Consider the following 11,621-nt stretch of genomic DNA (forward strand, 5'->3'; position numbering starts at 1 on the left):
CCTCACTCGTTTTCGCTGAAGACTTCCAGATGCCACTCGTCTTCATGGACTTGCAGGACAAAGGTGATCGGACGACAGCACACCTGGCAATCCTCGATATACGTTTGATCGCCGCCGGACAAATCCAGCGTGGTCTCGACTTCCTCACCGCAATACGGACATTCATACCGTGCATCTTCCAGCATCGCGGTCTCCCAAGTGACTTGTGCGTATAATCGCCGGTCTATTTGCAGGGCTATTTTTGTCTGGCTACTTTTCAGACCGTGCCCCGCGGGTTTTCGATCAAACCCTTTACTTACCCTAGCCGTTTCCAACAAGAGAGCATGATGGGCGAATTCGATGCCATCCGACCTTACGACGACAGCGAAGTACCTGCGGTACTGGCAAGGCTGCTCGGCGACAAGGCGTTTCTAGATATCCTCACCCACTTCCGCTTCCCGCGTTTTGCCGGTGCCTTCGGCTGGATGCTCAAACCTCTTATAGCCCATCGGCTGCGTCGTGAGTTTGCCGACGTGAATTCCGTGGCTACCTTACAGGACAAAGTCGAGTTCTACGTCGACCACACCATCGAGCGCGCCACCGACGGCGTGACCTATACCGGTGTCGAGCAGTTCAAGTCCGGCAGCGCCTACCTGTTCATCGCCAACCACCGCGATATCGTCATGGACCCGGCCTTCGTCAACTACGCCGTGTACCACGCCGGCCTGCCGACGCCGCGCATCGCGATTGGCGACAACCTGCTGCAGAAGCCGTTTGTCAGTGACCTGATGCGCTTGAACAAGAGCTTCATCGTCCACCGTTCGATCACCGGCCGTCGCGAAAAAATGGCGGCGTATCAATTGCTGTCGGCGTACATCAATCACTCGATCCGCAACGATTGCGCCTCGATCTGGATTGCTCAGGCTGAAGGTCGGGCCAAGGACGGCGACGACCGCACCGAGTCGGCGATCCTCAAGATGTTCCACATGAGCCGCAAGGACGAGCCGTTCGGCGAAGTGATCCGCTCGCTCAACGTGACGCCGGTGTCGATCAGCTATGAGTACGACCCCTGCGACCAGGCCAAGGCCCGCGAACTCTACATCCGCGCCACCACCGGCACCTACGCCAAGGCGCCGGGCGAGGATGACGTGAGCATCGCGAAGGGCATCACCGGTTACAAGGGTCGCGTGCACGTGAACTTTGCCGCGCCGATCACTGAGGTGTTCGAGGACACCAAGCAATTGGCGATCGAGATGGACAAGCAGATTCTCGGCGGCTACCGGTTGTTCCCGGTGCATTATCTGGCGTACGCGCAGTGGGCGGATGCCGATCCGCAACTGAATGTGCCGACGGCGGCCGAGGTGTTCCCGGCTGACGAACTGGCCAAGGCGCAGGATGAATGGCAAAGCCGACTGGATGCGTGCCCCGCTGAGCATCGTCCGTATCTGGTGCTGCAATATGCGACGCCGGTGCGTAATCAGTATCGGGTCAAGGCTGGACTGCCGCTGTAGGCAACGGCTGTGGCGAGGGGATGTATCCCCGTTGGAGTGCGCAGCGCTCCCAAGTTTTTACCTGAGAAAAACGGGGCCTGCTACGCAGTCCAGCGGGGATAAATCCCCTCGCCACAGGGTTTGCTTTTGCTTTCAGAAGCGCGTGCTGATCCAGGAGACGATCAAAGCCAGGCCCAGGCAAGCAAATCCGAAGCGATAGAAAAACCGGTTCATGCGCAACGTCGCCCAATCGAGCATCGGCTCGGCATTGGGCTGCGCCTGGCGCTGTGCCGCCAGACTGGCCTGGGCGCGTTGCTCGCGGCGGCGGGTCGCGTGCAGCAGCCAGCTGCCGGGAAAGGCCAGCAGCAAGGCCAGCAGGTTGATCAACTTGGCGGGATGGGCGGTAAACAGCGTCATCAAGTGCAGCGACATCACAGACCTCGAACTTAACCGGTGTGGCAGACGCCAGACCGACGACCGCGGCGCGGATTCTACCCAAACCCTGACGCCCTGCCCCAGCCTTTGCGACAAATAACCTGACAATCGACCGATGGCTGTCCTGTGTCATGGCATCGTCACGTGGATGCTTCACCCTGCGCGCCTCGAAACCCGAATGGAATGCGACATGCTGCACGCGGAAAACCAGGATCGCCTGTACCTCATCACTCCTTACGACGACCAGCAAAGCCTGATCGGCAGCCTTGCCTTCAACGTGCAGGATCGGCACTGGCTGGTGTATTGCGCGCTGGGCGGGCATCAGCATGCGGACCTGCCCGAGACAGATTTGTTGACTGGCGTGAGCGTGCTTGATTTCTATTCTCAGGCTGCCTGAACGTCAAAAGACCCTCACCCTAGCCCTCTCCCAGAGGGGGAGGGGACTGACCGAGGTGTTTGCGGTAGATACGCCGACTTGAGATACCGCGCCGAATTCAGGTTTTGAAGCACACGCGATCGGCTCCCTCTCCCTCGGGAGAGGGCTGGGGTGAGGGGAATCGATTTCCCATACGACACAAATCTCAGATCCACAAAAAAGCCCGGAACCATCACTGGCCCCGGGCTTTTTCATATTCGCCGCAAGCTTACTCAGCGAGCACCTGACCCACGGTCGGGTCCTTGAACAGACGCGTCAGTGCGTCACTCAATACATCGCTGACCAGTTTGGTATTGGTCTCCTGATTCGGCGCCATGCCGAAGCGCTGGTCCAGCGACGCACCGTAACGGCCGCTGTAACGGCGGTTGGCGTTCTGCACGTCGGAGCGGAATGTCGCACCGATGGTGGCTTCGGTCACGTACATGCCTTCTTTCGGCGACTGGTATTTCAGCTCGGCCAGGGTCACGGTCAGCTGCGGCGCGTTAGGTGCGCTGGTGGTCGGGGTGAAGCCGAGCAGACGTACGGCAGCTTCGGCCTGGGCCTGCAGCTTCGGCAGGATCTGCTCGCGCTGCACGGTGATGGCGCTGGTTTCCGGATACAGACCGCCACGGGTACCGAGGGTCGGCGACGGACGACCGTCGACCACACGCACGATGACAGGCTGGCCGCGACCGACCGCTGGCAATTGCGTGGTCAGCTTTGGCTCCGGATTCAGTTGTTGCGGGCTGTGGGCGCAGCCGGCGAGGGTCAAACCGGCGACAGTGATCAAACCGAACAACAGGCGTTGCAACATGCTCTTCTCTCCAGAATCAGGCACAAACAGGCCGGCAGTATAGCGGTGGGCCACTGCGCGTAACCAGCGTCGCACAGTGAATACTGAAATGTCTGACAAACCCCGCCGAAAGCGGTTCCTGTCACACATTCTTCACCGTCCATACACCGCGACGTCACGGCCCACCGGCAAGCTTCACAGCAGTCCTCCTTCAAGGAACTCTGCCATGCGTTATCTGATCTCGCTGTTCGCCCCACGCCCGCTGCATCGCAGCTTTGCCCTGCTCGACCGCAACGGTCATTGCCAGGCCTTCAAGCAGTGCAGCCTGCAACCGATGGGCGACGGCTGGGTGGAAATCGAAGAAATCCGCCTGACCTGGCTGAACCAGCCGCTGCCCGCCAGCGCCCGGGTCGTACCGCGACAAATGCGCGCACGGGGTCAGGTGCAGTTGAGCATCTGACCGGATGCCTAATAAAAGTCATTAAACACGAGCAACTGCGCGCATTTCTTCGCTACAATCTCCCCCCGATTATAAGGACGTCTCCTGATCGGGCCCCGCAACAGCGTCAATGCGCATGCATCGACATCAAAATCGCCCACAGAGAGCCGCCCACACAGATCGAGTGAAGTTGGCGCGCTTGCCTGTTCTTCCGGCAAAAACCCGCTTTTCGCGAATCTGCAGAGCTGTCATTCGCTCGGCCACCGCGTTGTTTTGCCCTAGCGGGCAGGTGCCAGGCCAAGGCAGCCCTTTTTTGAGGTTCACGTCTTCAAAAGAGCGTGAAAAAAACGGGTTTTCACAACTTCACAAGAGTGTGGCGAGCAAATGAATAGTTTTGCGTCTGAACATGCACCATTAGCGTCTGAAACAGCCCAACGACACAGGACCGGGTATACCTCGAACATCGGAGCCTGAAGCCTGTCCGCTACGGATTTGGTTGCACGAAAACGGATGACTCGACCATAAGTCGAATTGCCAGCCCTGCGCGAAAATGCGTTCATGGAACGCTTGAAACCAGGCCGCACGCATCCGTCGAAGTTGCGAAAAATTGCGAAGATTCGGACATGGCCCACCTGACCACGGATAGCCCGGGCCCACTGACCTGCCCTGGAACGCCTGGCAGCCATGCCGACAATTTGGTGCTGCAGATTTGGGAGACGCGTTAAATGGCGCATAACGAAGCAGTCGACGTAGTTCTGGTAGGGGCCGGCATCATGAGTGCCACCCTGGCCGTACTGCTCAAAGAGCTCGACCCCGCGATCAAGCTGGAAGTCGTCGAGCTGATGGATTCCGGCGCCGCCGAGAGTTCCAATCCGTGGAACAACGCCGGTACCGGTCACGCCGGCCTGTGCGAGCTGAACTACACCCCGCAGGCTGCCGATGGCAGCGTCGACATCAAGAAAGCCGTGCACATCAACACCCAGTTCGAGGTGTCGAAGCAGTTCTGGTCGTACCTGACCAAAAAGGGCACGTTCGGCTCGTGCAAATCCTTCATCAGTCCGGTACCGCACCTTAGTTTCGTTCAGGGCGAGAGCGGTGTGTCGTTCCTCAAGGAGCGCTTCAATGTCCTGAGCAAGCACCACGCGTTTGCCGACATGGAGTACACCGAAGACAAAGGCAAGATGGCCGAGTGGATGCCGCTGATGATGCCGGGCCGCTCGCCCGACGAAGTCCTCGCCGCCACCCGTGTGATGAACGGCACCGACGTCAACTTCGGCGCCCTGACCAATCAGTTGCTCAAGCACCTGAGCAGCGCCCCGGACACTCAGGTCAAATACTGCAAGCGCGTGACCGGCCTCAAGCGTAACGGCGCCGGCTGGACCGTCAGCATCAAGGACGTCAACAACGGCAACACCCGCGAAGTCGACGCAAAGTTTGTCTTCCTCGGTGCCGGTGGCGCGGCCCTGCCGTTGCTGCAGGCTTCGGGCATCGAAGAAAGCAAAGGCTTCGGCGGCTTCCCGATCAGTGGCCAGTGGCTGCGTTGCGATAACCCGGAAGTGGTCAAGCACCACCAGGCCAAGGTTTACAGCCAGGCGGCCGTGGGTTCGCCACCGATGTCGGTGCCGCACCTCGACACTCGCGTCGTCGACGGCAAGAAATCCCTGCTGTTCGGGCCATACGCCGGTTTCACCACCAAGTTCCTCAAGCATGGCTCCTTCATGGACCTGCCGATGTCGGTGCGCGCCGGCAACATCGGGCCGATGCTGGCGGTGGCGAAAAACAACATGGACCTGACCAAGTACCTGGTCAGCGAAGTGATGCAATCGATGGAACAGCGCCTGGAATCGCTGCGGCGTTTCTACCCGCAGGCGAAAGCCGAAGACTGGCGCCTGGAAGTGGCCGGCCAACGGGTGCAGATCATCAAGAAGGACCCGAAAAAGGGCGGCATCCTGCAGTTCGGTACCGAACTGGTCGCGGCGAAAGACGGCTCCCTCGCCGCGCTGCTCGGCGCATCGCCAGGCGCGTCGGTGACCGTTTCGATCATGCTCGAACTGATCGAGAAGTGCTTCCCGGCCAAGGCGTCAGGCGAGTGGGCAAGCAAACTCGCGGAAATCTTCCCGGCCCGTGAAAAGGTTCTGGAAACCGATGCTGCGCTGTATCGCAAGATCAACACGCAGAACAACATCGCCCTGGAACTGGTTGAAGAAAGCAGCGAGACGCCAAGCTTCGCTTGATCTTGCGGCATGAAAAAACGCCCCGATCGGGGCGTTTTTTCATGGCCTTGAAAAGCAAAAGATCGCAGCCTTCGGCAGCTCCTACACGGGATTGATTTACACCCTGTAGGAGCTGCCGCAGGCTGCGATCTTTTGATCTTAAGAGCGGGACTTTTCGATCAGCTCGATGTAGTCCGGGGCGTTGCGCTGATCGGCGATCAGGTCAACAAAGGTCTTGCCCTGCTCATCCTTGCCATCAACGTCATAACCCGCCGCAACGAAGAAGCCCAGAAAGCGCTCGAAATCATCGATGCGCAAACCGCGATAGGCCTTGATCAGTTTGTGCAGCGACGGCGAAGTGGCGTCGACCGGCTCAAAATCGAGGAACAGCTTGATCTGCTCATCGCCGATCTCGTCACCAATCACTTGTTTCTTATCTTTACGCATTGCCGACTCCAGCTCGCAGACATGACACGGGGCGGGCAGTTTACCCCTGCCCGACCGCCCGGCTCAACGCGGACGAATCGCCCCGGTATGAAGATCGGCCCAGATATGGCCATTGGCATAACTGAGGAACTGCACATACACCGTGTCGTTGCGCAGCAGATCCATCACCACGCGGTACTGAGCGAGCGGATAGAACAGCGTCAGGGTTTTGCTTTTGTCGTCGTAGGCCGGTTTTTTCAGGCTTTTGCTTTCGCCGTCGAAACTCACCAACACCTGAGAAATGCTCGCGCCCTTGTTCAGCGATTTGCCTTTGAGGCGGATCAACAAGGATGAGGTGACCGGAATCGGCTGCTGATTGGACTGGCGCTGCGCACCGACCACCACCGAATACTCGCTGACCTGCAGCAGTTGCTGCTGCTCGGGTTCAGCGTCGCGCAGGGTCAGATCGTCCGGCGGCAGGAACTGGCTGTGCATCGGCGCAGCGGACAACGGCAGGCTGAGGGACAGCAACAGGGCGGCGAGACTGCGGATCAAGAGGCGCATGACAGCTCCGGGGGGCGGGGCCGAGCACTCTAGCATGGCTGTCGCGCAAGGATCAGCACACACAAAAACAACTGTGGGAGCGAGCCTGCTCGCGAAAGCGGTGTGTCAGTTTTCAATGATGCTGACTGACACGACGCCTTCGCGAGCAGGCTCGCTCCCACAGGGGGCAATGCAGGTTCTTACATGCCTTTAACGGCGTAAATCCCGTTGGCGTTGCGCCAGTAGCCTTTGTAGTCCATGCCATAACCGAAGATGTAGCGGTCGATGCACGGCAGGCCGACGAAATCGGCTTTCAGGTCAGGACGTGCCTTGCGGTCGTGGTCCTTGTCGATCAGCACGGCGGTGTGCACTTTGCGTGCGCCGGCGTGTTTGCAGAAGTCGATGATCGCGCCCAGGGTATGACCTTCGTCGAGGATGTCGTCGATGATCAGCACGTCGCGGTCGATGAACGAGACTTCCGGTTTGGCTTTCCAGAACAGGTCGCCGCCGCTGGTTTCGTTGCGATAACGGGTCGCGTGCAGGTAGGACGCTTCCAGCGGGAATTGCAGATGCGTCAGCAGTTTGCCGGAGAAGATCAGGCCGCCGTTCATCACGCAGAACACCACCGGATTGCTGTCAGCCAGTTGTTCGTTGATTTGTGCACCGACGCGGGCGATGGCCGCCTCGACTTCAGATTCGGTGTACAGGCAGTCAGCCTCTCGCATGATTTGACGGATATGCTCGAGATCAGCGGACATGGCGCTCTCCAGGGGTTGGCGGAATTGGAAAAGCGGGCAAAGGTACGCATCCCGCGAGGTCGAATCAAGCTCTTATGGACTAACGTACAGAATGTCCTATAGGACATCACCCTCGGATAGATTAATCTAGGCCGGTTTTTTTGCCCGCCGCCGGAGCCTTTCCCATGCCCATCCTCGAGATCCGCCATCCGCTGATCCGTCATAAACTCGGCCTGATGCGCCGCGCTGACATCAGCACCAAGAATTTCCGCGAGCTCGCTCAGGAAGTCGGCGCCCTGTTGACCTATGAAGCTACAAAAGATCTGCCGCTCGAATCCTACGACATTGCCGGCTGGTGCGGCACCGTGTCGGTGGAGAAGATCGCCGGCAAGAAGATCACCGTCGTGCCGATCCTGCGTGCCGGCATCGGCATGCTCGAAGGCGTGCTCAGCCTGATCCCGGGCGCCAAGGTCTCCGCTGTGGGCGTTGCCCGCAATGAAGAAACCCTGCAAGCGCACACCTATCTGGAAAAACTGGTACCGGAAATCGACGAGCGCCTGGCGATGATCATCGACCCGATGCTCGCCACCGGCAGCTCCATGGTTGCCACCATCGACCTGCTGAAAAAGGCCGGTTGCCGCGACATCCGCGCCATGGTCCTGGTGGCCGCGCCGGAAGGCATTGCTGCCGTCGAACAGGCGCACCCGGACGTGACCATCTACACCGCGTCCATCGATGAACGCTTGAACGAGCACGGCTACATCATTCCTGGGCTTGGCGACGCCGGTGACAAGATCTTCGGCACCAAGCAGAAGGACGCGTGACCATGCAGCAAGAGTTCAACGATCCGCTCTGGCGCACGGTGCTGTCCGGCGCGCAGATGCTGTTCGTGGCTTTCGGCGCCTTGGTGCTGATGCCGCTGATCACCGGCCTCGACCCCAACGTGGCACTGTTCACCGCAGGTCTGGGCACGATTCTGTTCCAGATCGTCACCGGGCGTCAGGTGCCGGTGTTCCTCGCGTCGAGCTTCGCCTTCATCACGCCGATCATTCTCGCCAAGGGCCAGTTCGGCCTCGCCGCGACCATGGGCGGGGTGATGGCGGCCGGTTTCGTCTACACCTTCCTCGGCCTCGCCGTGAAGATCAAAGGCACGGGCTTCATTGACCGTCTGCTGCCACCGGTGGTGATTGGTCCGGTGATCATTTCCATCGGCCTGGCCATGGCGCCGATTGCCGCGAACATGGCGATGGGCAAGGCCGGCGACGGCACCGAGCTGATCCACTATCAGACGGCGATGATGATTTCCATGCCGGCGCTGCTGACCACGCTGATCGTGGCGGTCTTCGGCAAGGGCATCTTCCGTCTGGTGCCGATCATTTCCGGCGTGCTGGTGGGCTTTGCCATGTCGTTCTATTTCGGCGTGGTCGACACAGCGAAAATTGCTGCAGCGCCATGGTTCGCTCTGCCGCACTTCACCGCGCCCGAGTTCAACTGGCAGGCGATTCTGTTCATCGTTCCAGTGGCGCTGGCCCCGGCGATCGAACACATCGGCGGCGTGATTGCCGTCGGTAGCGTGACCGGTCGCGATTACCTGAAAAAGCCAGGCCTGCATCGCACCCTGCTCGGTGACGGCATCGCCACCACGGCCGCCGGCCTGTTCGGTGGCCCGCCCAACACCACTTACGCCGAAGTGACCGGCGCGGTGATGCTGACCAAGAACTACAACCCGAAAATCATGACCTGGGCGGCGATCTTCGCCATCACCCTGGCGTTCATCGGCAAGTTCGGCGCGCTGCTGCAGAGCATTCCGGTACCGGTAATGGGCGGGATTCTGTGCCTGTTGTTCGGTTCGATCGCGGCAGTGGGCATGAACACCCTGATCCGCCACAAGATCGACCTGGGCGAAGCGCGCAACCTGGTGATTGTTTCGGTGACGCTGGTGTTCGGTATCGGCGGCGTGCTGGTCGGCACCGGCACCGGTCCTGATGACTTCGGCCTCAAAGGCATCGCGCTGTGCGCGGTGGTGGCGATTGCGCTGAACCTGATCCTGCCGGGCAATGATGGCTGGAAGCAGAAGAAGGCGGATGAGCCGCTGATCTAAGGCTTTCAGATCTTCATCGCCTGACAGATAGCATTCGCGAGCAGGCTCGCTCCCACAGGTTGGAATGTATTTCCCCTGTGGGAGCGAGCCTGCTCGCGAAGTTTTTAAAGGGCCAGCGGCGCTCGTTCGCAGAGCGTGGCCAGCGCCTTGGCCCATTGCGGGTCGTCGTTCAGGCACGGCACCAGCACCAACTCGTCGCCCCCCGCTTCGCGGAACTGTTCCCTACCGCGATCACCAATCTCTTCCAGCGTCTCGATGCAATCGGCGACGAACGCCGGGCACATCACCAGAATCTTTTTCACCCCGCTTTTGGCCAGTTCATCCAGCCGCGCCTCGGTATACGGCTCGATCCATTTCGCCCGGCCCAGGCGCGACTGAAACGACACCGACCATTTGCCGTCCGCCAGCCCCATGCTTTTGGCGAAGGCGGCGGCGGTGCGGAAACACTGCGCGCGATAACAGGTCGCCAATACCTCCGGCGAGGCGGCCTGGCAGCAATCGGCGCCCTTGAGGCAGTGATTGCCCGTCGGGTCGAGTTTGCTCAGATGCCGCTCAGGCAAGCCGTGAAAGCTCAGCAGCAGATGATCGTAGTCCTGCTGCAGATGTGGTCGAGCGCTGGCGGCCAGTGCCTCGATGTATTCCGGCTGATCGTAGAACGGTTGCAGGATCGACAACTGCACGTCGAGTTTCTTCTCGCGCAGCACGCGCCGGGCTTCTTCGATCACGGTGGTCGTGGTGCTGTCGGCGAACTGTGGGTACAGCGGCGCCAAAGTGATCTTCTTATGTCCCGCTTTGACCAAACGCAGCAGACAGGTTTCGATCGACGGCTCGCCATAACGCATCGCCAGATCTACCGGGCCGTGTTTCCACGTGCGGGTCATCTGCTCTTGCAAACGGCGGCTGAGCACCACCAGCGGCGAGCCCTCTTCCCACCAGATCGAGGCATAGGCATGGGCCGATTGCTCGGGACGCTTGATCAGGATCAGCGACACCAGCAGCCGCCGCAGCGGCCATGGCAGGTCGATCACGTAGGGGTCCATCAGAAATTGATTGAGGTAGCTGCGCACATCGGCCACCGAGGTGGAGGCCGGAGAGCCCAGGTTGACCAGAAGCAAAGCGTGATCGGTCATGCAACGTCCTATTTCAGAGGCGGCTGGAGAGATCATCCAGAGCCGCGCGTAAATCCGTAAAGCGGAAGCTGAACCCCGCTTCCACCAGGCGTGCCGGCGTCGCACGCTGGCCGCCGAGCAATAACAGTGACAGCTCGCCGAGCATGACTTTCAGCGCCAGGGTCGGCATCGGCATGAACGCCGGGCGGTGCAACACACTGCCCAGGGTCTTGGCAAATTCGCGGTTGCGCACAGGTTTCGGCGCGCAGGCATTATAAGGACCGCTCGCCTGATTCCGGTGCAGAAGAAAATCAATCAGGGCGATTTGATCGTCGATGTGAATCCACGGCATCCACTGCCGACCATTGCCCAAAGGCCCGCCCAGCCCGAGCTTGAACGGCAGCAACAGCCGCGACAAAAAGCCGCCCTCAGCCGACAGCACCAGACCGGTTCGCACCAGTACCACGCGGATGCCGAGGTTTTCGGCGCGCAGGGCGGTTTCTTCCCAGGCGATGCACAACTGACTGGCGAAGTCGTCGATGCCCGGCGGTGATTCTTCAGTCAACTCGCGTTCGCCACCGTCGCCGTACCAGCCGATCGCCGAGCCGGAAATCAGCAGCGACGGTTTCTGCGCGCGAGTTTCCAGCCACGCCAGCAGCGTTTCCGTCAGGGTGATGCGGCTGCTCCACAGCAACGCCTTGCGACGATGGGTCCAGGGGCGGTCGGCAATCGGCGCGCCGGCGAGATTGACGATCGCATCCAGCGGCTCTTCGCCGAGGTCCTCCAGACGGGCAATCCCGCGCACCTGCGCGCCGCAGATCTGCGCGACTTTTTCCGCGCGGCGACTCCACACCGTCAGCCGATGGCCCTGCTCCAGCCAGTGCCGGCAGAGCTGACGTCCGATCAAACCAGTACCGCCGGTCAGCAATATGTGCATGACA

At 60.2% G+C, this 11,621-nt stretch carries 14 protein-coding genes; 6 read left to right on the forward strand and 8 right to left on the reverse strand.

Annotated features, from left to right (window positions below; translation table 11 throughout):
- Window positions 1–2: 2 nt before the first annotated feature.
- On the reverse strand, window positions 3–185 hold the full coding sequence (locus tag PSH90_RS21930; RefSeq protein ID WP_041479983.1) for a CPXCG motif-containing cysteine-rich protein: 183 nt from the start codon (window positions 183–185) through the stop codon (window positions 3–5).
- A gap of 138 nt (window positions 186–323) precedes the next feature.
- On the opposite strand from PSH90_RS21930, the gene PSH90_RS21935 reads away from it, so the two are divergent.
- On the forward strand, window positions 324–1,490 hold the full coding sequence (locus PSH90_RS21935; RefSeq protein ID WP_041479984.1) for a 1-acyl-sn-glycerol-3-phosphate acyltransferase: 1,167 nt from the start codon (window positions 324–326) through the stop codon (window positions 1,488–1,490).
- A 132-nt stretch (window positions 1,491–1,622) separates the two neighbouring features.
- Here the strand turns inward: PSH90_RS21935 and PSH90_RS21940 are convergent, their stop codons facing one another.
- Window positions 1,623–1,901, reverse strand: coding sequence for a hypothetical protein (locus PSH90_RS21940; RefSeq protein ID WP_016770663.1), 279 nt, complete (start codon window positions 1,899–1,901; stop codon window positions 1,623–1,625).
- A gap of 193 nt (window positions 1,902–2,094) precedes the next feature.
- Here PSH90_RS21940 and PSH90_RS21945 point away from each other — a divergent pair, with 193 nt between their 5' ends.
- Complete coding sequence (locus PSH90_RS21945) at window positions 2,095–2,301, forward strand: hypothetical protein (protein WP_095181665.1); 207 nt, start codon at window positions 2,095–2,097, stop codon at window positions 2,299–2,301.
- Between the two features lie 247 nt (window positions 2,302–2,548).
- Here PSH90_RS21945 and PSH90_RS21950 read toward each other — a convergent pair whose 3' ends face one another.
- Window positions 2,549–3,133 carry a YajG family lipoprotein gene (locus PSH90_RS21950; protein ID WP_039761315.1) on the reverse strand — a complete coding sequence of 195 codons (585 nt, stop codon included), beginning with the start codon at window positions 3,131–3,133 and terminating at the stop codon, window positions 2,549–2,551.
- A 205-nt stretch (window positions 3,134–3,338) separates the two neighbouring features.
- Between PSH90_RS21950 and PSH90_RS21955 the strand changes: the two genes are divergently transcribed.
- Together PSH90_RS21955 and mqo are read left to right on the forward strand one after the other, a co-directional pair.
- Window positions 3,339–3,572: a hypothetical protein gene (locus tag PSH90_RS21955; RefSeq protein ID WP_039761314.1), complete on the forward strand. Its 234-nt coding sequence runs from the start codon at window positions 3,339–3,341 to the stop codon at window positions 3,570–3,572.
- A 704-nt stretch (window positions 3,573–4,276) separates the two neighbouring features.
- Complete coding sequence (gene mqo, locus PSH90_RS21960; RefSeq protein WP_024014277.1) at window positions 4,277–5,785, forward strand: malate dehydrogenase (quinone); 1,509 nt, start codon at window positions 4,277–4,279, stop codon at window positions 5,783–5,785.
- A 138-nt stretch (window positions 5,786–5,923) separates the two neighbouring features.
- Here the strand turns inward: mqo and PSH90_RS21965 are convergent, their stop codons facing one another.
- The 3 genes from PSH90_RS21965 to PSH90_RS21980 form a co-directional block, all read right to left on the reverse strand.
- Window positions 5,924–6,211 carry a PA4642 family protein gene (locus tag PSH90_RS21965; RefSeq protein WP_041479985.1) on the reverse strand — a complete coding sequence of 96 codons (288 nt, stop codon included), beginning with the start codon at window positions 6,209–6,211 and terminating at the stop codon, window positions 5,924–5,926.
- Window positions 6,212–6,274: 63 nt separating this feature from the next.
- On the reverse strand, window positions 6,275–6,754 hold the full coding sequence (locus tag PSH90_RS21970; protein WP_071173567.1) for a hypothetical protein: 480 nt from the start codon (window positions 6,752–6,754) through the stop codon (window positions 6,275–6,277).
- Between the two features lie 179 nt (window positions 6,755–6,933).
- Window positions 6,934–7,491 (reverse strand): hypoxanthine-guanine phosphoribosyltransferase, encoded by a 558-nt coding sequence (locus tag PSH90_RS21980; RefSeq protein ID WP_016773231.1) that lies wholly within the window; start codon window positions 7,489–7,491, stop codon window positions 6,934–6,936.
- A gap of 164 nt (window positions 7,492–7,655) precedes the next feature.
- Here PSH90_RS21980 and upp point away from each other — a divergent pair, with 164 nt between their 5' ends.
- Window positions 7,656–8,294: a uracil phosphoribosyltransferase gene (upp, locus tag PSH90_RS21985; RefSeq protein ID WP_024014279.1), complete on the forward strand. Its 639-nt coding sequence runs from the start codon at window positions 7,656–7,658 to the stop codon at window positions 8,292–8,294.
- Between the two features lie 2 nt (window positions 8,295–8,296).
- Entirely contained in the window at window positions 8,297–9,571 is a 1,275-nt protein-coding gene (locus PSH90_RS21990; protein WP_016773229.1) for a uracil-xanthine permease family protein, read from the forward strand.
- 104 nt (window positions 9,572–9,675) lie between these two features.
- Here the strand turns inward: PSH90_RS21990 and hemH are convergent, their stop codons facing one another.
- Entirely contained in the window at window positions 9,676–10,701 is a 1,026-nt protein-coding gene (gene hemH / locus PSH90_RS21995) for a ferrochelatase (RefSeq protein ID WP_305381523.1), read from the reverse strand.
- Between the two features lie 13 nt (window positions 10,702–10,714).
- Window positions 10,715–11,617 (reverse strand): TIGR01777 family oxidoreductase, encoded by a 903-nt coding sequence (locus tag PSH90_RS22000; RefSeq protein WP_236168901.1) that lies wholly within the window; start codon window positions 11,615–11,617, stop codon window positions 10,715–10,717.
- Window positions 11,618–11,621 lie beyond the last annotated feature (4 nt).

This window comes from Pseudomonas sp. FP1762, from assembly GCF_030687105.1.
Classification (GTDB): Bacteria; Pseudomonadota; Gammaproteobacteria; order Pseudomonadales; family Pseudomonadaceae; genus Aquipseudomonas; species Aquipseudomonas siliginis.